The organism is Methylobacterium sp. ap11 (assembly GCF_900110515.1).
Taxonomy (GTDB): domain Bacteria; phylum Pseudomonadota; class Alphaproteobacteria; order Rhizobiales; family Beijerinckiaceae; genus Methylobacterium; species Methylobacterium ajmalii.
In genome coordinates this window covers 17,027-43,639 of the sequence record NZ_FOEB01000011.1, presented here as the reverse complement: position 1 = coordinate 43,639, position 26,613 = coordinate 17,027, and the positions used below count along the sequence as shown (strand labels likewise).

The following is a 26,613-nucleotide window of genomic DNA, read 5'->3' as shown; positions in this document are numbered from 1 at the left end:
TACCACGCCGGGCGGCCGGACGGAACCGAGGGCGATCGTCGCCCTGCGGCCGGTGCCGGTCCGCCTCACGGGCTATCCGCCTCCGGCGTCCCGTTGGCCGAACGGCGGGCGGCCTCGTCCTCCTCGGCCTTCCGGCGCGCGGCTTCCGCCGCGCGGGCAGCCTCCACTCGGGCAGCCTCGGCCGCCTTGGCGGCTTCCGCCGCGCGGGCGGCCTCCGCTACTCTCGCTGCTTCGGCAGCCCTTGCCGCCTCCAGCCTTGCCGCCTCGGCCGCCCGCGCGGCCTCCGCAGCCCGGGCGGCTTCCGCCCGCGCCGTCTCCTCCGCCCGCTGCCGGGCCTGGCGCGCGTCCTCGAGGGCTCGGGCGCGGTCCATCTCCAGGCGGCTGCGGCGGCGGGCGAGCTCGTTGCGGTCGGATTCCACCGTCTCGATCTTGTCGAGCTCGCGCTGCAGCACCACCGCCGCCAGCACGTTGGAGAGCGGGACGAGGTCGAGGTCGCGCTGCGGCTTCGCCAGGGGGCCGGCGAGCGCCAGGCCCAGCGTCGGAGCCGGCGCGGTCCAGGTCCGGGGCGTCGCCGTGGCGGTGAGGGTGCCGCGGGCGTCGAGGCGCCAGGCCTTGGCGTCGACCTGCACCAGGCCGGTCCAGGTCGTCGGGCCGAGGTCGAGGGTGAGCCCGCCGGTGCGCAAGACCCCGCCGACCACCGAGGCCGGGACCGAGACCGGCCCGGCCATCACCAGGGGGCCGCGGTCGAGCTCCTCCGCCACCACCTGGGCGACGCGGCCGGCGCGCAGGGGGTCCTCCTCGGACAGGAGCCGGGTCAGCGCCCGGGGCACCCCGGCGGGATCGAGGTCGCGCACGCTCAGGCCCGCGAGCTCCAGCGCCCCGCTGCCGGCGAGGTTGCCCACCAGCGCCGCGGGGCTCTCGCCCGCGGCCCCCAGGCGCAGCCGTAGCGACACTTGGCCCTTCACGGCATCGCCGCCGGTCAGCGCCGCGAGCGAGGCCGCCGTCAGGCCGCCCTCAGCGGTAAGCGTCGCCTGCCCGCCCTGGCGCGCCAGGGTGGCGCCGCCGGTGAGCCGCCCGCCCGCCAGCCCGCCGGTGAAGTCGCGGATGGAAAGACCGTCGGACCCGAATCCGAGGTCGAACCGCGCCCAGTCCGCCGCGAGGCCGCGGCCGAGATCGAGGCGGCGCACCGTCAGGGCGACGTGGCCTGTCGCGGGCGGCACCGGGGCCGGGCCGAACCGTGCCGCGGACCACGCCTCCGGCCAGGACGGGACCGTCCCCCCGTTCAGCACCATCGCGTCGGCGAGCCAGGGCAGGGAGAACCGCTCGAGGGCGACCGTGCCGGCGACGTCGCCCCCGGCATTCCGCGTCAGGGTCGCGTCGACCGCCGATCCCGCCACCGTGCCGGTCACCGCCAGGCGCGGCGTCTCGCCGGTGCGCGACAGGCCGAGGGTCAGCGTCGCCGGCACCGGGTCCGGCGGGGGCGCGGCGCGGCCGAGAAGGCCGGCGAGCGGACGCAGGTCGGTGGCCGCCACGGTCAGGGCGCCGTCCTGCAGGGGACCGCCGGCCGCCGGCATCACCAGGGCCCGGGCGGTCCCGACCTTGGCCCCGGCGAACTCGCCGTCCAGGGTCAGGCGCAGCGGTCCCTCCGCGCCGTCGCGGCGCCCGGCCATGTGGAGCACCGCCGGCATCGCCAGGGCCGGGTCGGCCGGCCGGCCGAGCCAGCGGCCGGAGGGGACGCCGTCGAGGCGGATGTCGAGGTCGTCGAGCCGCCCGGCGCGGGCGGCCAGCGACAGGGCCAGCCGCCCCCCGGCCGCGGTGCCGCGGGCCTGGCCGCGCAGCCGGTCCGGGTCGGTCCCGGATTCCCGCTCCAGCGTCAGGTCGAGGGCGACCGGGCCGTCGCGCAGGAAGCCCGGCACCAGGCGTGCCTCGTCCACGAAGGCGTGCGACACGAGGTCGATGAGCGGGGCCGCCGCCGGCGCGCTCACCTGCCCGGCGATGCGCCCGGCGCCGTCCGCCCCGATCCGGCCCGACAGGCTGGCCCGGGCCCCGGCGAGGTCGCGCACCTCCAGGCTGTCGAGGCGGATCGCGGCGCCCTCCGATTGCAGGCTGGCGGCGATCTCGCCGGTGCGGGGCCCGGCCGGGCCGTAGCGCAGGTCGCGCGCGAGCAGGGTCAGCCCGACATCGTGGTCGTGCAGGGCGGCCACCGCGCCGCGCATCGGCGGCAGTTCCGCGACGTCGAGGCCGTCGGCGATGATCTGGGCGTCGAAGCGCGGGCGCGGCTGGTCCGGCCCGGCCGGGCTGTAGCGGGCCGATCCGGTGATCCTCGCGCTGCCCAGCGCCACCCGGGCGTTGCGCACGGACAGGACGGGGAGGGCCGCCGCCACGTCGGCCTCGGCCGAGAACGGCCGGCCGTCGAGAAGCCCCGTGAGGGGACCGCCGAGGCCGAGCCGGTCGAGGAGGCGGGCGAGGCGGTCGGAGGCCGGCGCGTTGAGGGCGACGTGGCCCGAGAGGCCGCCGCTCGGCGTCACGTCGCCGGAGAGCGCCAGCCCGAGGCCGCCCGCCGCCTTGCCGTCGAGCCGCCGCAGCGCCACGGCGCCGGAGGGCCGCAGCACCGCGCTCAGGGCCGCGCCGGTCCATTCCTCGCGGGCAAGCGTCAGGCTGTCGACCGCGACGTCGAGGGACAGGGTGCCCGGCAGGGCGCCGGGCGAGAGGCCGCGGCCGAGGAGCGCCTGGCCGGTGGCGCTCATCAGAAAGCCGTCGAGGTCGAGGCGGCGCGCCTCGAGGGTCAGGGCGGCCCGGGCGCCCGCGAGGTCGAGGCTGCCCCGCCCGGTGAAGCGCAGCGGCGCCTCGCCCGGGACCTCGAGGCTCAGGGTCTCGAAGGTGGCGAGCCGGCCCCTCGCCTTGAACCCGCCCTGGACCGAGAACGGCAGGGCGGCGCCTGCCGCCTGGGCCGGCGGCCCCACCACCAGGCGGGCGCTGCCGGCGGCCTCCGGCACGCTGCCGCCCTCGGGGCCGGGGACGAGGCTCACCCGGGCGTCGAGGTCGAGCCGGGGCATCGTGTCGCCGCCGGCGCCGAGCTTGACCGGCACCGCCCCGTCCGGGCCCGGCTCGCCGGTGGTGAGGCGGAACGGCACCGCCTCGACGCGGCCCTCGGCCCGCCACGGGCCGGCGAGTCGCGGGGCGGAGAGGCGGACGGTCTCGGCGTAGACCTGGTCGGTGCGCCCGGTCGCCGCCACCCGGGTGGTGACGAGGAGCTGGGCCACCCTCAGGTCCTCGACCGCGAGGTCGCGGCCCTCTCCGGCGAGGGCCGGCAGGGGCAGGAGGCCGCCGGCCTCGGTCGTCGGCAGGGTGACCTCGCCGCGGCCGATCCGGGTCTCGGTGAAGCGGATCTCGCCGGAGAGGAGCGGGGTGAGGGCGATCTCGGCCTTGACGAAGCGCGCATCGAGGGAGGCCCGGTCGCGCCCGGCCGCGAGGCGCAGGTGGTCGACCCGCAGGCGCGGCGAGGGCAGGAGGCGGATCTCCAGGCGCCCGTCGCTGCGGGCCTCGAGCCCGAGCGAGCGGCTGAGCGCCGCGTCGAGGGAGCCGCGATAGGCTTCCCACGGGATGAAGGGCGGCGCGATCAGAGCCGCGGCGAGGATCAGGATGACGAGGCCCGCCAGGGCGGTCAGGATGTCGCGCACCGTGCTGTCCGTGCCGCCCCGCGAGGAGAGCGCCGTCCCATGTTCGTCCGACGGCCCGACGGGCCGTACCCCGATGACCGGGCTAGCATATCGGCATCGGAAACGCGGGCGAAATCCGGCGCGATCACGCAGCGAGAGCCCGCCCCCGATGCGCCCGTGCCACGCTCCGGACCCGCCTGACAGGGCGGGGCGACGCTGCTAGAGCGGCAGCGTGACCCGATCGACGGACCCGATGCGCTACTATCTCGGCCTCGCCACCACCTTCCACGACCCGGCCCTCGCCCTGGTCGGGCCGGACGGCACGGTGCTCTTCGCCGAGGCGACGGAGCGCTACCTCCAATACAAGCGCGCCCCGAACTGCGAGCCGGATTCGGCGCCCCGCATGGCCGGCCTGCTCAAGGCCCACCTGCCGCCGGGCGCCGAGCTCGTGGTCGCCACCACCTGGGGGCCGGAGTTCAGCCGCTACCTCGCCGACCAGGCCGGGACCGGCGCCTTCCGGCTCGACGCGCTGAAGGCCCATTCGCCGGCCCTCAACCGCTCGCTGGTGCCCGAGCGGGCCGAGCGCACCTTCATCGCCGAGCTGGCGCTGGCGCAGGGGCGGGCGGGCTACGGCACGCTGCTCGGCCTCGACCGGGCCCATGGCGGCCGCTCGACCATCGCGGGACTCAGGCGCTACCCCCACCACCTGACGCACGCCGCCTACGGCCTGTGGGGCTCGCCGTTCCGGGACGCGACCTGCCTCGTCGTCGACGGCATGGGCGAGACCGGCGCCTCGGCGATCTACCGGATGGAGGCGGGGCGCCTCGTCGAGGTCAAGCGCCATCGCGGCCGCGAATCGGTCGGCTTCTTCTTCGGCCTCGTCACCGACCTGGCCGGCTTCGACCAGGCCAAGGGCGAGGAATGGAAGATCATGGGGCTCGCCCCCTACGGCCGGCCCGACCCGGAGCTGATGGCGCTCCTGCGCCGGCTCTACCGGATCGAGGGGGGCCGCCTGCGCTTCTCGGACGCCGCCACCGTCCAGGCGGTGGCCGACGAGATCCGCGCCCGCCGCCCGGCGGAGGCCGACGAGGACGGGTGGGCCGACCTCTCGGCCTGCGGCCAGGCGATCTTTTCGGAGATGATGGACGTGCTCGTCGCCGAGGCATGGCGGCTCGCGCCCCACGAGAACCTCGTCGTCACAGGCGGCTGCGCGCTCAACTCGTCCTATAACGGCCGGCTGCTCGGGCGCAGCGAGTTCCGGCACCTCCACGTCCCGTCGGCGCCGGCCGACGACGGCAACGCGCTCGGCGCGGCCTGGCTGGCCTTCCAGGAGGACCACCCGGACTGGACCGGGCCGGGCGTGCTCGCCACGCCCTATCTCGGCTCGCGGGTCTCGACCGAGCCCCTGGAGCGGATGGTCGGGTGGGAGCCGCGGCTGCGCCATCTCGGCCATGACGGGGTGACGCAGGCGGCGGCCGACATCCTGGCGGCGGGCGGGCTCGTCGGCTGGGTGCAGGGCCGGGCGGAGTTCGGGCCCCGCGCCCTCGGCAACCGCTCGATCCTGGCCGATCCGCGGCCTTCCGACGCCAAGGCGATCCTCAACGGCAAGGTGAAGTACCGCGAGGCGTTCCGCCCCTTCGCGCCCTCGATCCTGGCCGAGGCCGGGCCCGACTGGTTCGAGGATTACCAGGACAGCCCCTACATGGAGCGCACCCTGGTCTGGCGGCCGGAGGTGCGGGACAGGGTGCCGGCGGTGGTGCACGAGGACGGCACCGGCCGCCTCCAGAGCGTGACCGAGGCGCGCAACCCGGCTTACGCCGCCCTGATCCGCGCCTTCGCCGAGCGGACCGGCGTGCCGATCCTGCTCAACACTAGCTTCAACGTGATGGGCAAGCCGATCCTCCACACCGCCGAGGACGCGATCCTGATGTTCGCCACGACGGGGCTCGACGCCGTGGTGATCGAGGACTGGATCCTGGTGAAGGACGGGGTGAAGACATGAAAAGGGCCGGCCCCGTGCCCGGGTGCCGGCCCCTGAATTCTCGGAGAGGCTGCGAGACCTACTCGCAGACCTCGACGCGCTTGTAGGTGAAGGACTCGTCGTCGAGCCACACCTTGCGGCGCTCGAAATGACAGATCGGGCCGCGGCGCGGGCGCACGTACACGGTCTCGGGCTCCTCGACGTAGACCCGGCGCGGCGGCGGCACGGCATAGGCCGGCGGCGGCGGGGGGGCGGCCTGGGCGCCGTTCATGATCGCGCCGGCGGCGACGCCGCCGAGGATGCCGGCCGCCGCGCCGCCGATGAGCGCCGCGCCGACATTGTCGCGGGCCTGGGCCTGGGGGGCGGCGGTGACGAAGAGGGCGGCGACGAGCGCCGCGCCCGCGCCGAGGCGCGGAAGGCCGTGAGAGGTCAGAGCGCGCACGCTGAGGGTCTCCGAAGGATGTGGGCGCGAGGATGCGAGTGAGTGCTTAACGAAGTGCCAAGCTTGCCCGCCCGGTCGAGCACCGGACGGTACGGCCCGGGGCCGACGTGAGCCTCGCGCCGTCGGATCGGAGAGGTGACGGCGGTTTGCGGCGATTTCCGGGTAAGCCGGAGCTTCCGACCGGGGTGTGTCTTTCGGGTCGCGACGGCAGCCGGTCCGGTGCCGACGACGAAAGGACCGCCCGGGGGCGGTCCTCGCTGGTGCCTTACATGTTCATCAGGGCGCTGGCGGTGCCGAAGGCGGTCATCGCGAGGCCGCCGGCCAGGACACCGATCATGCCGTAGGACACGGCGCGCAGAAGCTTCATGTCGCTCATCTCACGGTATCCGTCAGCAGCGGTAGCCGCCGGCCGTCTGGCCGTACTGCTTGACCGGGAAGTTCTGCTGCTTGGCGTTGCCCTCGGCCGCCGAGCTCATCGGGCAGGCGCCGTAGAACGGCACGCTGGTGTTGGCGCGGCCCCCGATGGAGCCGGTGGTCTCGACGTCGCGCGGGGCGAACGGGTTGACGGGGGAATTCGCGCTGAACGCCATGGTGGACGAGATCGGGGCGACGCCAAGGACAAGCGCGGTGACGGCGGCGGCGATACGGGTCTTCATCTGGTATTCGAGCTCCTGTTCGGGGGCGATCCGGGCTCTCGGCCCGCTCTCTTGCGATGATTGGAATATAGGTGGCTGCACACCCGCGCGATGTGCTCCCGCGCACGCGGCATCAGGGAATAAAGATCTGATGCGATCGCCGGCTGACGCGGTCGATCCGGTCACGCTTTCGTAGGGATCGTGGCGGAGGTGGCGAGGCGCGTGGCATTCCCCGGTCCGCGAGCCCAGCATGGCGACGGCCGGCCGGGCGGGGGCTCGCCTCTCTGGACTTGCGGTTCGACGGACTTGCGGTTCGACCGTTCGGAGATCCGGAGAGGCGCAGGTTTCCCCCTTCCCGTGGGTAGCAGGGCTGCCGGGGGGAGGGGACACCGGAGACCGCCCGTTTCGGGTCAACCGAGGTGCTAAGCAGACTTGCGTTGGCAGGCCAACGCTTCGCCCGCCTAGGTTCTCGTTCTGTCGCAGATTTTCGGCGCCGAACCGGTAACTACTTCGGCGAAATCTGCTTAGGCGCGGCGAGTGCGCAGGCGGGCTACGCCGCCCCGTCGCGGCCCGCCGGCGGCACCGCCGCGATGCCGGCGCCCGCCGCCCAGGCGGCGAGGTCCTGCTTGCGGATCGCCGCGGCCATCATGTCGGGAAACAGGTCGGGCGTGCAGGCGAAGGCCGGCATGCCGAGGCCGGCGAGGCGGGCGGCGAGCGCCCGGTCGTAGGCCGGCGCGCCCTCGTCGGAGAGCGCCAGCAGGGCCACCGCCTGGACGCCGGCCCCGACGAGGGCTTGCGCCTGGGCGAGCAGCCCGGCCTCGACCCCGCCCTCGTAGAGGTCGGAGATCAGCACAAGAATGGTGTCCTCGGGCCGGGTGATGCGGGAGGCGCAATAGCCCATCGCCCGGTTGATGTCGGTGCCGCCGCCGAGCTGGACCGAGAACAGCACCTCGACCGGATCGTCGAGTTCGTCGGTGAGGTCCACGACCTGGGTGTCGAAGACGACGAGGCGGGTCGAGACCGCGGGCAGCGAGGCCATCACCGCCCCGAAGATGCTCGAATAGACCACCGAGTTCGCCATCGAGCCGGACTGGTCGATGCACAGGATCACGTCCTTGAGCGAGCCGCGGCTCCTGCGGCCGTGGCCCAGCCGCGTCTCCGGGATGATGGTGCGGTACTCGGCCTGATAGTGGCGCAGGTTCGCCCGGATGGTGCGGTGCCAGTCGATCTCGGCGTGGCGCGGCCGGCGGTTGAGGCTGGCGCGGTCGATCGCCCCGGTGACCGCCTGGCGGACCGGCTCCTCGAGCCGCTTCATCAGCGCGTCCACCACCTTGCGCACCACGAGGCGGGCGGTCTCCTTGGTGCGCCCGCCGAGGAGGCCGCGCATGGAGATCAGGGTCGAGACGAGGTTCACGTCGGGCTGGAGCGCCTCCAGCATCTCCGGTTCGGTCAGCATCCGCTTGAGGTCGAGCCGCTCGAAGGCGTCGCGCTGCATCACCTGCACGACCGGGGCCGGGAAGTAGTCGCGGATGTCGCCGAGCCAGCGCGGGACGGAGGGGGCGGAGGCCCCCAATCCGCCCTTGCGGTCGGAATCGTAGAGGGCGCCGAGCGCCCGGTCGAGGTGGAGGTCGCGCTCGGCCAAGGCGCAGCCGGTGCCCTCCGCCGCGCCCCCGCCGAGGACGAGGCGCCAGCGGCGCAGGCGGTCGGTCTCGCTCATGCTGCGTCTCCTGCGGTGTCTCCGGGGGTGGTCGCGGGGGCAAGGAGCAGGCGCAGGATCGGCAGCACGGCCGCGGCGCGGGCCGCATCGAACCCCTCTGGCCCGTCCGGGCTCCCGGCGCCGCCGCCCCGCGCCAGGGTCTCGCCGATCGCCCGGCGCTCGGCCGGGGCCAGCGTCGCGAAGGTGCGGCGCACCAGCGGCAGCAGCTCGGTGAACAGCGCCTCGTCGAGGCCCGACAGCCAGTCGTCGACGACGCCGAGCAGGCCCTGCCCGTGGATCAGGACGGTGCCGCTCTCCTCCAGAAACCCTTCGATCCAGGCCGCGGCCGGCCCGGCCCCGGAGGCCCGCGACAGGGCGAGGCGCAGGCGCGTGCCGGCCTCCTCGGCGTCGATGGCGCGGTCGTCGAACAGGAGCCGCACGGCGCGGCCGACGACCCGGCCGTGGACGTGGTCCTGGTCGGCGAGCGCCCGGAGCGCCTCCCGCCAGGTGACCTTCAGGCCTGCATCCTCCAGGAGCGCCACCGCGCCCGAGACGGCGACGAGGTGGGCCTTGGCGCTGCGGGCCGCGTCGTCGTCGAGGCTCTGGCAGGCGGCGACGAGGCCGGCGGCCGCCCGGGGCACCAGCCCCCGCACCACGGCGAGCACCGGCTCGGTGTCGGAGGAGCGTACCGACCCGTAGCGGGCGAGCTCGGCCAGAGCCGGCAGCGCCTCCATGAGGTCGAACACGTCGGCCGAGACCGCGGCGCGGTCGTCCAGCGCCCGGGTGACCTGGGCGGTCGCCTCGGGCAGGTCCGCGTCGAGCAGGGTGCCGATGAGGCCCGACAGGTCGGCGACGCGTTGCGCGCCCCGGGCCCGCGCCTTGACCCGGGAGGCGGCGGCCTCCGCCACCGTGCCGCCCTCGGCCGAGGCCGCCACCAGCTCCACCACCCAGTCCGGCTGCCAGGCGAGGAACCACGCCTCCTTGAAGGTGCCGCGCCCGCGCGCCTCGCGCCGCGTGCCCCACGGCACGCCGATCAGCGCCAGCCGGTTGAGGAAGTGGCTGCGGGCAAGATCCGTCTCCTTGCGCAGGTCGAGGACGAGGTCGCCGGCGGACGCGCCGGGCTTCAGCCGCAGGCGCTTGCACTGCGCCTCGAAGTCGGCCTCGACCGGCGTGCCGGGGCTGTCGGGTGGGGTGGCGCCCAGCCGCTCGCCGATGACAAGCTTGCGCCGGATCAGCTCCATCGGCCCCGGATCGGCGAAGCACAGGGTGGCCTGCGTCGCCTCGTCGAGGTCGTCGAGGGAGGGCCGCGAGCGCCCGCGGAACGCGGCCAGCGCCTCGGCGAGGCGCGCCGCCTCGATCACCGAGGCCGGCGAGGCGTCGAGGTCTTCCTCGCGCAGGAGCGCGGCGGCGCGGGCGAGCCAGCGGGCGGCGACCCGGCCCTCGTGGTGCCAGAGCGTGTCGTACCACTCGGGCGACAGCACCCCGGCGCGGTAGCCGGAGGCGGTGGCCAACCGCTCGTAGGACCACGGCGCCCAGGCGGCGGCGACCTTCGTCTTGGGCAGCCCCTTGAGGATGGCGGTGTCGGCGGTCGCCTGGCCCTTGGCGTCGTGGCGGGCCAGCGCCGGGACGTGCCAGGCGCCGCACACCACGGCGATGCGCGAAAACTCCTCCCTGGCAGCCTTGCGGATCGCCGCCCGCATGTGGGCCTCGCGGGCCTCCTCGCGAAGGCCGTCCTCCGGATCGGGGGCTGCGCCCTCGCGCAGGACCGCCATCGCCTCACCGATCGCTGCGAACACGTCGCCGTCGGCGCCGGCCCGGCTCTCCAGCAGGGCGTCCCACCAGCGCTCGCCGTCCGGGTAGCCGGCGGCGGCGGCGAGCTCGCCGAGTGGATCGCGGCGGATCGCGGCCGGGGCGGGCAAGCCCCCCGCCGGCTCCTCGGCCGCGTCGGCGACCGGCTCGGCCTCGACCGGCGCGGATTCGCTCTCCGGCGGAGTGCCGAAGCCGTCGGCGAGCTGGTGGGCATGCGGCAGGTCGATGAAGCGGATCGCCGCCCCCGCGGCCAGCCCGTGGCGCATCGCCACCCATTCTGGCGAGAACGCCGCGAAGGGAAAGAACGCGCAGTCGCGCGGCCGGTCGGGCCGGTAGACGAGGAGCGCCACCGGCGGCGCCATCGCCGCGTGGGCGGCGAGCGGGATCAGCGCGTCGGCATCCGGTGGGCCCTCGATCAGCAGGCAGTCGGGGGCGAAGTCGGCGAGCGCCGCCCGGAGCGAGCGGGCCGAGCCGGGCCCGTGGTGGCGGATGCCGAAGAGGCGGATGTCGGGCATCGTCGCGGGGAGCCTGTTTGACCGATCGTGCGGAGTGTCCCACCCGCGGCCTCATCCTGAGGTGCGGGCGATCGAAGATCGCTGAGCCTCGAAGGAGGGCTCCAGCGAGCGCGGAGACCTCTGGAGCTCTCCTTCGAGGCCTCCGCTGCGCTACGGCACCTCGGGATGAGGTTCGGGGTGGGAGAGAAGAATGGCCGCCCTCGAATCGAAAAATTTCGTTCGGGCAGCCTGCGGGGTCACGCGCTCGCGCGGGCGGCCTTGTAGAAATCCTTCCAGCCGTCGCGCTCCTTGACCACGGTCTCGAGGTATTCGCGCCAGACGATCGCGTCCTGGACCGGGTCCTTCACCACCGCGCCCGAGATGCCCGACACGAGGTCGCCCGCCGAGAGGCGGCCGTCGCCGAAATGCGCCGCGAGCGCGAGCCCGCTGCCGACGACGCTGATGGCCTCCGCCGTCGAGAGGGTGCCCGAGGGCTGCTTGACCTTGCTCTTGCCGTCCACCGTCACGCCCTCGCGCAGCTCGCGGAAGATCGTGACGACGCGGCGGATCTGCTCGGCGCCCGGCGGCTCGGCCGGGATCTCGAAGGCGCGCCCGAGCGCGGCGACGCGGCTCTCGACGATCGCGATCTCGGCCTCGATCGTCGCCGGGGGCGGCAGCACCACGGTGTTGAAGCGCCGCTTGAGCGCGCTCGACAGCTCGTTGACGCCGCGGTCCCGGTTGTTGGCCGTGGCGATGAGGTTGAAGCCCTTCTGCGCCGGCACCTCCTCGTTCAGTTCGGGGATCGGCAGGGTCTTCTCGGAGAGGATGGTGATGAAGCTGTCCTGCGTCTCCGAGGGGATGCGGGTCAGCTCCTCGACCCGGGCGATGCGGCCCTCGTCCATCGCCCGCATGATCGGCGAGCCGACCACCGCCTCGCGGCTCGGCCCCTTGGCGAGCAAGAGCGCGTAGTTCCAGCCGTAGCGGATCGCCTCCTCGCTGGTGCCGGCGGTGCCCTGCACGATCAGCCGCGAGGTGCCGCAGATCGCGGCCGCCAGGTGCTCGCTGACCCAGCTCTTGGCGGTGCCGGGCACGCCGAGCAGCAGCAGCGCCCGGTCGGTGGCGAGGGTGGCGACCGCGACCTCCATCAGGCGCCGATCGCCGATGTATTTCGGGGTGATGTCGAGACCCGAATCGAGCCGGCCGCCCATCAGGTAGGTGACGACGGCTTGCGGCGACATCCGCCAGTTCGGCGGACGCGGCCGGTCGTCGGCCCGGCACAGGGCGGTAATCTCCTCGGCGAAGGCGTCCTCGGCGGCCTGGCGCAGCTGCGCGGCCTTGCGCCCCGTCGCATTGGATCCGGTGCTCGACGTCATCCTCGGGCGGTCTCCTCGGTCGGGGTTTCGAATTCGCGCCGCATCGCGACGCGCAGGTCCAGGGTCTCGCAGAGGGCGGTCACCTGCGGGCGCAGGCGGTCGCCCTCCTGCTCCGGCAGCCGGGCGGCCAGCGCCGCCGCGCTCGCCGCGATGGCCTCGCCCGGCCAGAGCCGCTCGCCGAGGCGGCCGATCACCCAGGGCTTGGCGAGGTCGCGGCGCAGGTCGTCGGAGCCGCGGGCGAAGAAGGCGAGCCAGTCGATCAGCGCGGCGCTGAAGCCCTCCGAGAAGGCCTCGGGCCCGCTGCCCAGCATCGCCAGTACCACCTCGACCTTGCGGGCGCGGATCAGCTCCGTCACGGTCGCCTCCCATTCGGCGTCGGGCAGGAGGTCGGCGGCCCGCACCCAGCGGCCGATCAGTTCGTTGGTGCGGCGGACGCCCGCGACCTTGCCCTCGCAGGCCTCGGCCAGGAGATCGATGGCGGCCCGGGTCCAGTCCGGGTCGCGCTCGCGCGCGATGGTCTCGAACAGCCCGGTCAGGATCGGCTCGGACCACTCGCCGCGCAGGGCGAGCTCCAGCCACCGCCGCGGCGGGTGGTCCGCGAAGGCGCGCAGCGGCGTGCGGGCCAGGATGTCGCGCAGGAGCCCGGCCCGGATACCGCCGCCGCGCTGCTCCCACTGGTTCGGCGTCACGCCGTCGCGGGCGAGCGTGGGCGAGTCCACCGGCAGGGTCACGACCAGTTCGTGGGTCGCGCCGCGCAGCAGCCGCGCCTTGCTCTGGATCACGAGCGCGGTGGCCGTCCGCGCCACCATGCGCGAGGCGTAGAGCGAGCGCGGCAGACGCGGCAGGAGGCGCTGCGCCGCCTCGCGCACGCCCCCGGCCCGGTCGTCGAGGCAGGCTTCGAGGAACGGCTCGTCGGCCGGCGACAGGCCGGTGACGAGCGCACCGACCAGCGCCTCGCGCGCATCCGCCTTCTCCTTGCGGAAGACCGGCTCGAGCGCGGCCCGCGCCGCGTCCGGGTCGCGGGCCCGGAAGGCCGCGAAGGCGGCGCGGCGCTCGGCGAGGCTGCCCTCGGTCCAGTCGTCCGACGCCTCGGCCGGGGCGTCGCCCGGCGCCTCGCCGCAGGCTCCGGCGAGCCAGGCGAGCTCGGGGCCGACGACGGCCCGTGCGGCCTCCGGCAGGGAGCGCGCCTGGAGCATCAGGGCCTGGTGCAGCCAGGCCGGCGGGCGCATCCGCGCCGCGGCGGCGAGATCGAACCACTCGCCCAGGCGCTCGCGGGCGGCGTGGCCGCCGCCGAGGAGGCCGTAGAGCCGCATCGCCGCGGCCGGCGGGCAGTCGCGCCCGGCCGGTTCCCGCGGCTCCAGCGGCGCCATCGCGTCGGGCGCGAGGTCGAGGCCGGCGAGGTGGTGCAGGCCCTCTGCCGCGAGCCGCGCCAGCAGGGCGGCGCCGGGATCGGGTTCGGTGACGAGCTCCGCCAGGGGGCCGGGCGGGGCGGACGGCGCCCGCTCGGCGCCCAGCAGGGCGGCGGCGAGGATCGGCTCCCAGCCGTCGGCGGCGGTCACGGTCGCGTCCATCACGCCACCTGCAGCAGCGCCGGCTGCGACGCCTGGGCCGGCATCGCGTAGAGGCGGCCCTGCGCCGCGAGGGCCAGCGGCGCGACGCCGTGGCCGTCATGGAGGCCGAACAGGTCGAAGGGGTGCCCGCTCGCCACCGCGATCAGGCTCGGCAGGCGCGCATCGGCCCGAAGCGGCAGGCAGCCGGTGTCGTCGCCGACCGCGAAGGCCGGGGCGGCGCCGGCCGGACCCGGCAGCCGGCCGAGCCGGACGCCCGAGAGCCGTACCGGCCAGCTCTCGGTCCAGGGCGCCTGCGCCAGGACGCCCGTGAAACTATCTCGTGCCGCCGCGACGGTGCCGCCTCCGGGCAGGCTCGCCGCGGCGGCCGGGCCGGCGCGGCCGTCCCGGAAGACGGCGCGCAGGGGCGGCGCGCCGGGATGGAAGGCGAGCGCGCCGGAAAAATCCTGGCCCGCGGCGGGGGCCGGCGGCAGGGGCGAGCCGGCGGTGCCGTAATCGAGCACCTGCGCGACCGCGCCGCTGCGGCGGCCGACGAGCCAGACCGCGCGGGCGGTGAGCTTGTCCTCCTCCTCGACCGTATGGGCGAGGACCGCCCACTCGTCGGTCTGGTCGGGCCGCACCGCCATCTCCTCGGCGGTGACGGGATAGCCGAGCGCGGCGCGGGCACCCGCCGCCTGCTCGGGAAAGAGCGCGTCGAGGCGGCGCGCGGCCCGCGCCAGAAGGGCGATGCGCCCGAGCGCCAGGCCCAGGGCCGCCTCCGGCCGGGCGGCGCCGGCCCGCGGGCCCGCCGCGATCAGGCCCGGCAGGGCGCGCACCCGGCGGGCGAGGCCGGGGGCCTGACCGTCGACGAGGCGGCCGGCCATGCGATCCCAGAAGCCGTAGGGCTCGGTGCGGGCGGCGGCGAGCCCGCGGCGCATCAGGTCGCGCAGCCAGAGATCGAGTTCGTCGAGGGCGGCCGCGACCTTGTCCTCGCGGGCCTGGCGGCGCTTGGCCTGCGCCTTCTCGTCGACGGGCCTCGCTGGCTCGGCGGCCCGGGTCTCGGCCGCGGCGGCGCGGCTCTCGCGGCCCTTGGCCCAGGCGGCGACCCAGTCCGGCGCCTCCGCCTCGGCGAGGGGGGCGGCGGCGTCGACCAGCATCAGGCCGAGCGCGTGCTTGCAGGGAAACTTCCGGCTCGGGCAGGTGCATTTCGAGGCCGGCCCGGCGAGGTCCGCGACGGTGCGGTAGGGGCTGGCGCCGCTGCCCTTGATCTCGCCCCAGATCACCGATCCGGCCCGGCCGAGGCCACTCCATTTCGGCGGCTTGGCCTGGTCCTGGCCGGCCTTGCGGCTCGCGGCGTCGGGCGCGAGGTCGAGGATCTGTGCAGTCGTCAGGCTCATGCGGCGGGTCGTCTCTCCGTCGATGCACCGTGTCGGGCGTGCCGCGCAGTCTGCACGAAACGATGTCGCGGGCAAGCCTGGCCGCAGGACGCAAGGTCGCCGTCGATAAACTTTAAATCAATTCCAGGAATGGTCTTCGGGAAAATCCGGTACGACGATAGACGGCTGACGTGCGCGGCTTTCCGGCGGGCGATCGTCTTGCGGGCGTCTCATCGCGACGATCCGGGTTGCGGATTCCATCCGCTGGGGCCCTCGAGCGAAGAAAGCGGCCTCGTGCGAGGGGGCGGCCCGCCGGGCCGCCCCCTCCTCACCCGCGGAGGAAATCCGCGATCACCGCCGGCGCCGCGGCGTCGAACCCGACCACGTCGAGCATGCCGGGATCGGCCGGGTCGGCGATGCTGAAGCCGCTGGAGACGAGCCCGACGACCACCAGCTTCGCCCGGATCCCGGTCTTCTCCCGGTATTCCCGCAGCGCCTGGACCGGATGGACCGGGCCGGCCCAGGTCTCCGAGTCCGTGTAGACCACGAACGCGTCGGCCTCGATCCCCCGCTCCAGCGCCCAGCGCATCGGAAGCGAGCAGTCGGTGGCGCCGAACGGCAGGTCCGCCGTCGCCGCCACCGCCCCGTCGATCCCCTCCGCCTGCATTTGCGCGAAGGCGTGGACGATCATCGGAACCTCCTCGACCAGGCGGCCGCGGCAGATCCAGTCGAACAGGGCCCGGCGTGCCGGCTCCGCCATCTCCGGATGGGCGAGGCGCAGGAGGTCGCGATGCGTCCAGCCCTGGCGCGCACGGAACTTGATCGCCTGGAAGGCCAGGGCCTCCACCGGCGCGGCCGCGTACCAGGCGCCCACCGCCCGCCGCAGACCCCGGCCCCAGCCGTGCATCGCCTCGACGGCCCCGGCGAACTGGAACAGGTGCGTGCCGGTGCGGCAGACCCGCGGCAGCGCCTGGAGCGCGGCGCGCCGGGTCCGGGGCCGCCGCCGCGAGGGCCAGCGCGAAGATCGCCGGATCCTGCTTCGGCGCCCGGCCGCCCTCGCTCACCGCGACGATCGCCGCGACGGCGCGCAGGCCGTCCTCGGCGAGGCAGCGCTGCACCGCCGCCGCGTTCTCGACGGTCAGCGCGCGGGGGCTCGCGTAGTACGAGCCGCCCTCGGAGCCGAGCACCAGGAAGCGCGCGAGCCGGGTCCAGTCGTCGACCGCGAAGGCGTAGCCGCCGGCGCCGTTGCGCACGGTGCCGGGGACGCGGCGACGCTGAGAGCGTCGTGCTGTGTCATGCCTGGCTCCGTCCGAACGGGGCTTCCGGGGTGGCGCAGGCGTGTCGTGCGATGGCTCGGGGTGATCTTCGACAAGATAATTTTGGACGAGATAACCGAGCATCTCCGGCCCGCGCCCGCGACGGACCCCGAGCCGGCCTGACGGCGCGGCCGGTGCCGTCAGCGGAACCGCTCGTGGATCCCGGCCCAGATCGGCCGCGGGCTTTCCGCCAGCCGCTGCTGGCGCCGGCCGGTCTTCGAGGCGGCGAAGCGGCGCGCCGCGTCCGCCCGCTTGCGGTCGTCGGCGGTCTTTCGGATCACGAACCGCACCTTGCCGGTGCCGTCGAGGATGATCGTCGCGCCCCCGATCATCGCGACCGCGTCCGCGCCGGTCCCGAGCGTACCCTCCTGCAGGACCTCGCAGACGAGGCCGAACCGCACCTGCCGGTCGGGTCCGATCCGGCGCAGGATGCGGACCGATTCGACCGACGGCAGGCCGAAGCCGCGTCGGTCCGAGAGGCCGAACTCGCCCCGGAAGCGCGGATCGGTCACCACGTCGGCGAGCGCCCCGGCCTCGCGGGCGATCTCCTCCTCGTCCGGGGCCTGGCCGGGATCGCCGCGCAGCTGGAGCGCCGAGAGGGCGAGGCCGGAGATCTCCGGAATGTCCGCGATCTCGGGCTTCTGCCAGAGCAGGGCGTCCTCCGACAGGTCGGCGACGTCGGGCGGGAAGATGCCCCGGGCCGCGAAGGCGACGATCAGCTCCTGGCGGAACTTGTGCTTGTCGTCCTCGACGAGGTCGCGGTCGGCGGTGATCAGCGCGCGGAGATACTCGCCGAACCGGATGTCGACCGGCGGGCAGTAGTCGATCGCCCGGATGCAGAGCGACAGGAACTGCGAGGCGGTCTTGCTGGCGAGGTCGGCGAGCAGCTCGACCGTGGCGGCATGCAGCGTGCCGGACTTGCGCTGCGCGGCCTGGAGGGCCTTCACCGGGGCGGCGCGCCGCTCGAACACCCGCGCCAGCGCCTCCATGATCGCGCCGACCAGGATCGCGCCGCGCTCGTGCGGCTCCTCCACGCTGCCGTAGGGAGCTGTGCCGCCGCGGCCGCGGCCGAGCGCCACCCGCAACGGGCCGTTGAGGCCCGTCGCCTGCCCGAACTGCTCGGCCAGCGAGAAGATCACGCCGTCCTCCCCGAGCCGGCCGCCGCTGCGCTCGATCGCCTCGCGGACGGCCTCCGGGTGCGTGAAGTGCTGCAGGATGGCGACGAGGTCGGCGAAGGCCTCGTGGAAGGCGAGCACGTCCGGGTTGGTCGGCGCGTCGAAGCGGGCCCGCATGCCGTCGAGCAGCGCGTGGGTCATCTCGTGGGCGACGATGTCGCGGGACATGCAGGTATGGATGTGCCCGCACGGCAGCACCCCGGCGCCCGGCCGGGGATCGGCCCGGAACGAGCCGAAGCGCAGCGCGCCCGCACCCGCGTCGTAATAGGCGTTGCGCACCTCGCCGGCATCCGGGACGAGGGTCAGGCGCGGCCCCTCGAAGCCCCAGGACAGGTCGCGCCCGAGGGCGATCGAGAAGGCGGCGGCCACGTCGGCGCACACTGCGTAGACCATCTGCGCGCGGAAGCGCGGGTCGGTCACCGAGGGCCGCAGCCCCCGGCCCATGGCGACCACAGGGTCGTCGAGGTCGATGGGGTCGCCCACACCGGTCGGGACGACCTCCAGGAAGGCCCCGACCGGTCCGGGCTTCAAGTGCTCGTAGGGCACGGAGACGACGGCGGTACGGCCGGCATAGCCCGATTCCACCGGATCCATCATGAAGACCTGGAGCGGGCGGTAGAGCGGGTCCGTCGGCGTTCGGGTGTAGCGTCCGAACCGGGCGGCCCTCAGCAGGTTCTCGCCGTGCCGGTAGTCGATCCCCGGCCGGGCGATGTGGCGCGTCGGCGGGCCGCCGGGCTCCGGGTTGTTGATCCCGCGCTGCTCGGCCTCGCCGCGGGCCGCCGCCGAGGTGGTGTCGGACGTCATGCCCCGTGCTCCCGGCTTCGGATCAGGGGGCCCGCAGGAGGCGGGCGGTCGCGTCGAGCAGGTCCGCGACCGCATCGCGGTGGTCGCCCCCCGCCTTGGCGACGGCCGGATCGGAATCGCGCCCGCCGGTGGCCGACAGCCCCAGGACGACGAGGTCGTTCGCCTCGCGGCGGCAATCGAGCATCGGGTGCTGGCGCGGCTGGGTGCCGAGCCCGTCGGTCACCCGGTCGCGGAACTGCCGATGGGTCAGGCCTTTGCCCAGCAGCGGCACGGCGATGCGGGAGAAGTCGCCCCGTCCGCCGGATTCGTAGGCGACCTCGTCCGACCGGCAGGCCGAGAAGGCCACCCAGCGCATCTCCTCCGGCGTGCCGGGGCCGCGGCTGGCGCCCCCCGCGAGCGCCCGGCTGCCGCTGCGCCGGCTCGCCTCGTAGCGGGCGATGATCTGCGCCGACAGGGCGACGAAGCGCGCCCGCGGCGGGTCGCCGTCGGCGGCGCCGAGGCCGCGGGTGCGGGGCGGTGCCGCCCGGCCGACGGCGAAGCGGGTGTTCGAGTACGAGTAGCAATTGTCCATGAAGCAGGTGAGCCGGACGCCGTCCGGCAGCGTCTCGAAGACGGCCCTGATGTCGTCGTCGATGAGCAGGTGCCCGTCCTCGAAGTCGACCGGGCAGATCGCCTGGTCCTGGCCCGCCATCTGGCCCGACACCTCGTCGCCGTCCAGGTCCGGCACGAAGGTGCCGTGGCCGGAATACTGGAACACCAGGGCGTCGCCGGCATGGCTCTCGTCGATCATGCGCTTCAGGCCGTCGAGGATCGCCCACCGCGTCGCCTCGCGGTCGTGCAGGCGGTCCACCGTGAAGCCGAGCCGGGCGAGGGCGTTCTCCCAGTCGGTCGCGTCCGCCACGCAGCCGTGCAGCCGGTGGCTCGGGTTCGGGTAGTCGTCGATGCCGACGCAGAGCGCCTTGCGGGCGCCGGATCCTTCGGGGCGGGACGACATCGCGGAAGCTCCTCTCTGGGTAATGGAGGCCGAGGACGGACCGGCGGCCGCGCGGCTGCCGGTCCCGGGCGGGAAGGGACGCCGGAGCGGCGTCTCGTCGGGAATGTCGAGGATGCCCCGGGCGACGCTCTCCATCGTGGCGACGTCGTTGTCGAAGCCGCCATGGGTCCGCGAGCGGCTGGCACGGGCGCCGGTCCGGGCCTGGGTCACGGACCAGATCACCTCGCCGGTCCGGCTCGCGCCGCCGGCCAGGCCGAGGCGGCGCGCGAGGTCCGGGGTCGCCCGCACGGATTCCTCCAGCCCGAGGATCGGTTCCTCCGGCTTCCGCTCCAGGGCGTGGTGGATCAGGTAGAGCAGCGACTTGCGGTAGGCGGGGGTGACGGTGTCGGCCCGCTCGTAGTCCTTCGTCATCGTGAACATCCGCACCCGGCGGATGCGGGCGGGGACGAGCGGATCGACGAGGCGCAGGTACTGGTCGATCGTGATCGCCGGGGCGAGCAGCGACAGGGTCTCGAGCATCGGCGCGTCCAGCGCCTCGAGGCGCCGGATCAGGTGGGCGTGGAAGATCGAGCCGGCGCTGTGGCCGACCGCGTGGAGCCGTACCCGGTCGCCGTGCGCGCGGGCAAAGCGCACCAGCCGCTCGGCGACCATCGATCCCGCGGCGCCGGGCTCGAAGGCGCTGGCCGCCGCCTGCTTCATGCCGCCCCAGATCGCCGGCCCGCCGAGACCGCGGACGGCCCGCTCGACGACGGCGTCGGTGAGGTCGGTCAGGTCGCGGGCCGCCTCGCGCGCGAGACCGCGCTGCAGGCCGAAGAGCCGCTCGATCTGCTCGAACAGCCCGGTCTCCCAGATGAACTGGATCGGGTAGCAGCCGTTGGCGTTCCACCACGGCACCTGGTCGGCGGCGATGCCCAGACCCGCCGCTTCGTCGACGAGCCCGCCATGGGCGTAGAGCACGACCGGGAGGAGGCCGTCGGTCTCCCGCAGGCGGCGCGGCAGGTGCTCCTCGAAGATCCGGGCGATGTCCGCCTCGTCGGTGCGGAACACGCCGCCCGAGGAGAGCCGGCCGGCCCACAGGTCGACGACGTGCGGCCGGAGCCGCTCGAGCGTGCCGGGATCCGGCGCGCCTCCGCGGGCCGCGGCCCGCGTCCCGGGCCAGGCCTCGTCCCGGTGGTGCGCGCCGGATTCCGGGATCGTCGCTCGTGGAGTCATCGCGGGGTCCTCCCTCAACCAGTCGAGCGCGGCCGCGACGGCCGCACGCCCCCGGGGCGGCGGCGGGCCGGTCCCGCGCAGGGGCCGCACGGCGTTCTGCCACCCGGCCGGAGAGCCCGGCGGCCCGCCGCCCGGTCCCGGCACGAGCCGGAGGGAATCGAGCGGCAGGCCGAACCGGTCCTGCAGCAGGGCGACGACCCGCAGCGCGGCTCCATGCGCATCCGCGACGGCCACGACGAGGCATCCCGCGCCGGCCCGGGGGTCCTCCGCGGCGAGCGCCCAATGCCGTCCGAGCCGGATCGCCCCGTCCTCGCCCACCGCCAGGTGCGCGTCGCCGTCCCGCCCGGGGCCTGCGGCTTGCCGGACGGCGATCGTGCGGACCGGACGCCGGCCCGACCGGATCCACTCGCGCAGGACGGCGTCCAGGCCGGCGAGGTCCAGGGGTGCGGACGGCGCCGCCCGGTCCCGGAGCCCGGTCCTCACGGGTAGGTCCGGGCGTAGCCGACGACGAACCGGACCGGCCGCACCCTGCGCGAGACCGCGCCGCCGTCGCCCTGGTTCGGCCCGTCGGCCGCCGTGGTGTTGAACTCGATCGTATGGAGCGATCCGCGTGCGCGCGCGTCGTCCAGGATCGCTTGGCAGCGTGCGCTCGGCTTGAAGTAGTGCCGGCCGATGTCGCCGAGCACGCTGCGGAAGATCGCGAGCCGGTTCGCCTCCGCGTACGTCGCCTCCTGGGTCACCGCCGCATTGCCCTTCGCGCTGGCCGCGCCGCTCGCTTTCACGCCCAAGAAGATGCCCACTAGCGCGCTGAAGAATGTCGTGATCAATCCAGTGGTAGAAGAATTATTGTAATTATTTACCCCGATACAAGCAAAGATAACGACCAGACAGGCTACCGTGGCTGACATCGCGCCGCCGACGATCCAGCTTCCAAGTTGAATTCGCAATCGTTCGGCATCGTGAATGTCAGCCATGATCGCCTCTCCCTGATATTTGAAGGGCGTTCCATGCTCGATGCGCGTCCCATGTCCGAGCAGCGGCCCAATTTTGTTTGATCACGAATAGCGTTGTGGAGCGAAGGCGGCTCCGAACGATCGAGTGTCTTGTAGTTTAGTGTGATGCTGGCAGTCGATTGCGTCAAGATGGCAGTAATGAATTTCGGTTCACGCGCCGCGCGTCCGATTTGCGGTCCGGCTCCAGGTCGTGCTCCGACTCCCGATCGTGACCTCGAAGCGCTCGGCCGGCTGGCCGGGCATGCCCCGTTGCGCTGGATCAAGGTCGGGGCGCCGCACGGGCGCGAGACTGGTCCCAGGCCCGGGGAAGCCCGGGCGGTCCTTCGAGGCCCGGGCTACCCCTGGCGGGCCCTCGGATCGGGAGGTCGTCATGACGTTCGCCACCCTCATGGTCTCGGTCGATCTCGGCGCCGCGGCGGCGGATCGCATCCAGCTCGCGGCCGGCCTCGCCGCCCGGTTCGGGGCGCGCCTGTCGGGCGTCGCGGCCTGCCCGGTGCCGATCCCGATGCCGGCCGGCGAGGCGCTGCTCCTCGCCGACGACCTCTACGAGAGCGAGGAGGAGCGCGCCCGCGAGCGCCTGGACGGCGCGAAGGCGCTGTTCGAGCGCGAGGCCGGCGCGGTCGCCGCGCGGTCCTGGCACGCGGGCCTCGGCTCGCCCTCGGCCTTCCTCGCCGAGCAGGCGCGGGGCGCCGACCTTGTCCTGGTCGGCCGGCAGGGGCCGGCGGACGGCGATCCGGGCCCGCTCGGGGTCTCGGCCGGGACCGTGCTGATGGAAGCCGGTCGCCCGGTCCTCGTGGTGCCGCCGGGGCTCGAACGGCTCGATGCCCGGCGGGTCGTGGTCGCCTGGAAGGATACCCGCGAGGCGCGGCGCGCGGTCCGGGACGCCCTGCCGTTCCTGGCCGGCGCCGAGCGGGTCCAGGTCGTCGCCGTCGGGGCGGAGACCCGGCGCGGCGGCGCGGAGGGCACCGCCGCCTACCTCGCCGCGCACGGCGTCGCGGCGACCGTCCAACTGCTGCCGGGCCAGCCGCTCGGCGCCGCCGACCCGCTGCTCCGCTTCGCCGCCCGCGAGGAGGCCGACCTGATCGTGATGGGCGCCTACGGCCATTCGCGCCTGCGCGAATGGGCCTTCGGCGGCGCCACGCGCGACATCCTGCGCACCGCCCCGATCTGCTGCCTGGCGAGCCATTGATGGGCGCGCGCCGGTCCATCGCGACGATCATCGCCCCGGCGCTGGCCGCTCTCCTGGCCGCTCTCCTGGCCGCGGGGCCCGCGGTGGGCCGGGACCGGCGCGAGGTCCAGGGCGCGGCGCTCGCCCGGGCGCATTGCGCCCGCTGCCACGCCGTCGGGCGGGCCGGCCCGAGCCCGATGCGAGCGGCCCCGCCCTTCCGCGACCTCCACGCCCGCTATCCCGTGGAGGAGCTGGCCGAGTCCCTCGCCGAGGGCATCCGCACCGGCCATCCGGGCATGCCCGAGTTCCGGTTCGACCCCGACCAGGCGGACGACCTGATCCGCTACCTCAAGTCCCTCGAGCGCTGACGCCGCAGGACGCCCGGCGGCCCCGTGCGGCCCCTCGGTTTCCGATCCACCCTGCCGGCCCTCTTCAAGTCGAGCCCAAATCCCGACGGCCCGGATGGCGGGTCGATCGCCGCGCCTTGACTGTCGCGGAGGGACGGGCAAGCTGAAAGAACCGCGCCGGCCTGCCAAGAGCGCGGCCCGAGGGAGTGAGACCATGCTGACGCGCCGCGGCTTCGCCGGGCTGGCTTCCTGCGCCATCTGCAGCCTGACCGGGTTCCTCGCCACCGACGCGGAGGCGCAGACCGCGCCGCCCGCCGCCACGCCGGGGGTGAAGCGCAAGATCCTCGGCCGGACCGAGGGACCGATGCCCGGCTACGTCACCATCACCGCCGAGGTCGAGATCGAGCCCGGCATCCTGGTCGGCCGCCACACCCATCCGGGAATCGAGTCGGGCTACGTCGTCGAGGGCGAGATCGAGCTGCCGATCGAGGGCCAGCCGACCCGCGTGCTCAAGGCCGGCGACGGGTTCCAGGTGGCGCCGGGCGTGCCCCATGGCGGCGCGAAGAGCGGCGAGCGCCCCGTGCGCCTCGTCAGCACCTACATCGTCGAGGCGGGCAAGCCCCTGGCCTCGCCGGCCTGAGGGCCGGCCCGGCCGGCAGGCCAGCCTCGGCCGGTAGGCCAGTCTCGGCCGGTAGGCCGACCCGAGGCCTCCGCCCTGGTTGCGTCCGTGCCGGTGGGGTAGGGGTGGGACCGCCGTTCGCGGCCCGCCCTCGTCGAGTCACGCCCCGCCGCATGCTGCTCTCCCCCCTGGTCGCCGTCCTCGTCGCCATCCCGCTCGCCGCCGTCCTGTCGGCCGGCCTGATCGTCGTCCTGCGCCCGCTCCTCCTGCGCTACGCCCTGGCGCGGCCGAATGCCCGGTCGAGCCACCGGGTGCCGACACCGCAGGGCGGCGGCATCGCGGTCGTCGCGGCGGCGCTCGCGGTGCTGCTCGGGCTGTCCGGCGCGGTGGGCCCCGAGATCGCGGCGCTCGCCGCCGGCACGCTGGCGCTCGCGGCGATCGGCGCGGTCGACGACATCCGGCCGCTCTCGGCGGGGTTGCGCCTGCCGCTCCAGGCCGCCGCCGTCGTGCTGGTGCTCTCGGCCTCCGGCGGCGCGCCGCTCGTCCCGGTCCTGCCGTCCTGGCTCGAATACGCGATCGCGGTACTCGCCGGGCTGTGGTTCGTGAACCTCGTCAACTTCATGGACGGGCTCGACTGGATGACGGTGGCCGAGATGGTGCCGCTCCTCGGCGCCCTCACGGCCTTCGGCCTCGCCGGCCACCTGCCGGTCGAGGCGACCGTGGCGGCCGCCGCCCTGCTGGGGGGGCTCCTGGGCTTCGCGCCGTTCAACCGGCCGGTGGCGAAACTCTTCCTCGGCGATGTCGGCTCTCTGCCGATCGGCCTCCTCGTCGCCTGGCTGCTCTACCGGCTCGCCGGGGAGGGGGGGCTCGCCGCCGCGATCCTCCTGCCGCTCTACTACCTGGCCGACGCGACCCTGACCCTCGGGCGCCGGGCGCTCGCCGGCGAGCCGGTCTGGCAGGCCCATCGCAGCCACTTCTACCAGCGGGCCACCACGAACGGCCGGCCGGTGCCGTTCGTGGTCGGCGCGGTGTTCGGGCTCAACCTCGCCCTGGCGCTGCTGGCCGGCCTCACCCTGGCGGCGCCGGGCTGGACGGTGTCCCTGGTCGGCCTCGCCCTCGGCGGCGGTCTCGTCGCCGCCCTGCTCCGGCTCTTCGCCCTGCCCGCCACCCGGACGAACCCCGCATGACCGCTCCCCTCGTCGCCCTGACCGGCTCGACCGGCTTCATCGGCCGCCACCTCCTGACGGCGCTCGCCGCCCGGGGCTACCGGGTGCGGGTGCTGCTGCGCCGGCCCGTGGACCTGCCGCCGGGGATCAGCGGCGCGGTGGTGGGCGATCTCGCCCGGCCGCAGAACATGGCGGCGGCGCTCTCCGGCGCCGACGCGGTGGTGCACTCGGCCGGCCTCGCCCACGCGATGTCGGGGGCGCCGGAGGACGATTACCGGACCTTCAACACCGAGGCGACGCGGGGCCTCGCCCAGGCCGCCGCCCGCGCCCGGGTGCGCCGCTTCGTGTTCCTGTCCTCGATCCGGGCCCAGTCCGGGCCCTCGGCGGACCGCGTCCTCACCGAGGCCGACGCGCCGGCCCCGACCGATCCCTACGGCCGCTCGAAGCTCGCCGCCGAGGAGGCGCTCGCCGGCATCGATATCGATTACGCCGCCCTGCGCCCGGTGCTGGTCTACGGTCCGGGCCAGAAGGGCAACATGGCGGCGCTGCTGCGGCTCGCCCGCGCGCCCTACCCGCTCCCCCTCGGTGGGCTGTCCGGGCGGCGCTCCCTGGTCTCGGTCGAGTCGCTGGCCGACGCCGTCGATGCGGTCCTGCGGGCGCCCGATCCCCTGCGCCGGCCGCTGATCGTCGCCGAACCCGAGCCGGTGAGCGTGCCGGAGATGATCAAGGCCCTGCGGGCCGGCCTCGGCCGCCGGCCGGGCCTCGTGCCGGTGCCGGAAGGCCTGCTGGGCGCCGCTCTGGCCCTGACCGGGCGGAGCGAACTGCGCGAGCGGCTGGTCGGCTCCCTGGCGGCGCGGGCGGCGGGCCTCGCGGCGCTCGGCTGGGCCGCGCCGGTCGAGACACGGCACGGCCTGGAGAGGCTGGCCCGGGCCGGCGGCTGAGGGCCGGCCCGGACGGGGTATCAATCCTCTGCGTCGTCCTCGTCGCTCTGGCGGATGCCGTAGCGGTTCTCGAGGTTGACGCTCGGGCGGGGAGCGGGGTCCCGGGGCGCGTAGTCCCGCGGGCCGTCCGTGCCGATGGCGCGCGCCGGCCGGGCCGGGCGCTCGCCCTGCTCGCGGCCGATGCGGGGGATCAGCTGCACGATGTCGACGAAGTCGTCGGCCTGGCGGCGCAACTCGTCGGCGACCATCGGCGGCTGGGTCTGCACCGTCGAGACCACGGTCACCCGCACGCCGCGGCGCTGCATCGCCGCCACCAGCGGCCGGAAGTCGCCGTCGCCGGAGAACAGCACCATGTGGTCGATGTGGGGGCTGAGCTCCATGGCATCGATCGTCAGCTCGATGTCCATGTTGCCCTTGATCTTGCGCCGGCCGGTGGAGTCGGTGAACTCCTTCACGGGCTTCGTGACGACGCGGTAGCCGTTGTAGTCGAGCCAGTCGATCAGCGGGCGGATCGAGGAATACTCCTGGTCCTCGACCAGGGCGGTGTAGTAGAACGCGCGCACCAGGTTCTCGCGCGCCTTGAAGTCGGCCAGCAGCTTGCGATAATCGATGTCGAAGCCGAGGGCCTTGGTGGTCGCGTAGATGTTGGCGCCGTCGATGAACAGGGCGCTCCGGGACGGATTGGGCATCGGGTGTCCTTGAAAAGTGCGGTACGGCCGCACGAAAAGAATGACTTGCGAGTAAAGCCGCTACGAGCAATGCACTGCCCCCGGAGTATTGAGGGCAGGGACAAACCGCATGGGTGCCGCACACCGGGCAGCGGCCGCAATCCGGCCAGCTAAGGAC

At 74.7% G+C, this 26,613-nt stretch carries 19 protein-coding genes; 6 read left to right on the top strand and 13 right to left on the bottom strand.

What is annotated here, in order from left to right:
* Positions 1–65 precede the first annotated feature (65 nt).
* On the bottom strand, positions 66–3,680 hold the full coding sequence (locus tag BMX97_RS17305; RefSeq protein ID WP_091752601.1) for an AsmA family protein: 3,615 nt from the start codon (positions 3,678–3,680) through the stop codon (positions 66–68).
* Between the two features lie 232 nt (positions 3,681–3,912).
* Between BMX97_RS17305 and BMX97_RS17300 the strand changes: the two genes are divergently transcribed.
* Positions 3,913–5,661, top strand: coding sequence for a carbamoyltransferase family protein (locus BMX97_RS17300; RefSeq protein ID WP_091752600.1), 1,749 nt, complete (start codon positions 3,913–3,915; stop codon positions 5,659–5,661).
* Positions 5,662–5,719: 58 nt separating this feature from the next.
* Here the strand turns inward: BMX97_RS17300 and BMX97_RS17295 are convergent, their stop codons facing one another.
* The 11 genes from BMX97_RS17295 to BMX97_RS32135 all read right to left on the bottom strand — a co-directional run bounded on the left by BMX97_RS17295 (position 5,720) and on the right by BMX97_RS32135 (position 21,487).
* The gene (locus BMX97_RS17295; RefSeq protein ID WP_091752599.1) at positions 5,720–6,082 is read right to left on the bottom strand and encodes a hypothetical protein; all 363 of its coding nucleotides are present in this window, start codon (positions 6,080–6,082) and stop codon (positions 5,720–5,722) included.
* A 389-nt stretch (positions 6,083–6,471) separates the two neighbouring features.
* Complete coding sequence (locus BMX97_RS17290) at positions 6,472–6,738, bottom strand: hypothetical protein (RefSeq protein WP_091752598.1); 267 nt, start codon at positions 6,736–6,738, stop codon at positions 6,472–6,474.
* A 529-nt stretch (positions 6,739–7,267) separates the two neighbouring features.
* On the bottom strand, positions 7,268–8,434 hold the full coding sequence (locus BMX97_RS17285) for a VWA domain-containing protein (RefSeq protein WP_091752597.1): 1,167 nt from the start codon (positions 8,432–8,434) through the stop codon (positions 7,268–7,270).
* On the bottom strand, positions 8,431–10,737 hold the full coding sequence (locus tag BMX97_RS17280; protein WP_091752596.1) for a DUF5682 family protein: 2,307 nt from the start codon (positions 10,735–10,737) through the stop codon (positions 8,431–8,433). Before BMX97_RS17280 ends, BMX97_RS17285 begins: the two co-directional genes overlap by 4 nt.
* Before the next feature lie 236 nt (positions 10,738–10,973).
* The gene (locus BMX97_RS17275) at positions 10,974–12,089 is read right to left on the bottom strand and encodes an ATP-binding protein (RefSeq protein ID WP_091752595.1); all 1,116 of its coding nucleotides are present in this window, start codon (positions 12,087–12,089) and stop codon (positions 10,974–10,976) included.
* Positions 12,086–13,660 (bottom strand): DUF5691 domain-containing protein, encoded by a 1,575-nt coding sequence (locus BMX97_RS17270; RefSeq protein WP_091752594.1) that lies wholly within the window; start codon positions 13,658–13,660, stop codon positions 12,086–12,088. The genes BMX97_RS17275 and BMX97_RS17270 overlap by 4 nt, the downstream gene beginning before the upstream one ends.
* The gene (locus BMX97_RS17265) at positions 13,660–15,033 is read right to left on the bottom strand and encodes an SWIM zinc finger family protein (RefSeq protein WP_091752593.1); all 1,374 of its coding nucleotides are present in this window, start codon (positions 15,031–15,033) and stop codon (positions 13,660–13,662) included. Before BMX97_RS17265 ends, BMX97_RS17270 begins: the two co-directional genes overlap by 1 nt.
* Before the next feature lie 307 nt (positions 15,034–15,340).
* The gene (locus tag BMX97_RS33775) at positions 15,341–15,949 is read right to left on the bottom strand and encodes a TROVE domain-containing protein (protein ID WP_244538493.1); all 609 of its coding nucleotides are present in this window, start codon (positions 15,947–15,949) and stop codon (positions 15,341–15,343) included.
* A gap of 519 nt (positions 15,950–16,468) precedes the next feature.
* Positions 16,469–18,307: a gluzincin family metallopeptidase gene (locus BMX97_RS32925; RefSeq protein WP_091752592.1), complete on the bottom strand. Its 1,839-nt coding sequence runs from the start codon at positions 18,305–18,307 to the stop codon at positions 16,469–16,471.
* Between the two features lie 22 nt (positions 18,308–18,329).
* On the bottom strand, positions 18,330–20,996 hold the full coding sequence (locus BMX97_RS17250; protein WP_091752591.1) for a caspase family protein: 2,667 nt from the start codon (positions 20,994–20,996) through the stop codon (positions 18,330–18,332).
* Positions 20,993–21,487 carry a hypothetical protein gene (locus BMX97_RS32135; RefSeq protein ID WP_143074639.1) on the bottom strand — a complete coding sequence of 165 codons (495 nt, stop codon included), beginning with the start codon at positions 21,485–21,487 and terminating at the stop codon, positions 20,993–20,995. Before BMX97_RS32135 ends, BMX97_RS17250 begins: the two co-directional genes overlap by 4 nt.
* 409 nt (positions 21,488–21,896) lie before the next feature.
* Here BMX97_RS32135 and BMX97_RS17240 point away from each other — a divergent pair, with 409 nt between their 5' ends.
* The 5 genes from BMX97_RS17240 (at position 21,897) to BMX97_RS17220 (ending at position 25,767) form a co-directional block, all read left to right on the top strand.
* Positions 21,897–22,715, top strand: coding sequence for a universal stress protein (locus BMX97_RS17240; RefSeq protein WP_091752589.1), 819 nt, complete (start codon positions 21,897–21,899; stop codon positions 22,713–22,715).
* Positions 22,715–23,062: a c-type cytochrome gene (locus BMX97_RS17235; protein ID WP_091752588.1), complete on the top strand. Its 348-nt coding sequence runs from the start codon at positions 22,715–22,717 to the stop codon at positions 23,060–23,062. Before BMX97_RS17240 ends, BMX97_RS17235 begins: the two co-directional genes overlap by 1 nt.
* Positions 23,063–23,255: 193 nt before the next feature.
* A complete protein-coding gene (locus BMX97_RS17230) occupies positions 23,256–23,681 on the top strand; it encodes a cupin domain-containing protein (RefSeq protein WP_091752587.1) in 426 nt (141 codons plus the stop codon).
* A gap of 152 nt (positions 23,682–23,833) precedes the next feature.
* The gene (locus BMX97_RS17225) at positions 23,834–24,847 is read left to right on the top strand and encodes an MraY family glycosyltransferase (protein WP_091752586.1); all 1,014 of its coding nucleotides are present in this window, start codon (positions 23,834–23,836) and stop codon (positions 24,845–24,847) included.
* Entirely contained in the window at positions 24,844–25,767 is a 924-nt protein-coding gene (locus tag BMX97_RS17220) for an NAD-dependent epimerase/dehydratase family protein (protein WP_091752585.1), read from the top strand. The genes BMX97_RS17225 and BMX97_RS17220 overlap by 4 nt, the downstream gene beginning before the upstream one ends.
* Positions 25,768–25,787: 20 nt before the next feature.
* On the opposite strand, the gene BMX97_RS17215 is transcribed toward BMX97_RS17220, so the two are convergent.
* Positions 25,788–26,456, bottom strand: a complete 669-nt coding sequence (locus BMX97_RS17215) for a LabA-like NYN domain-containing protein (protein WP_091752584.1) — start codon at positions 26,454–26,456, stop codon at positions 25,788–25,790.
* Positions 26,457–26,613: the final 157 nt, after the last annotated feature.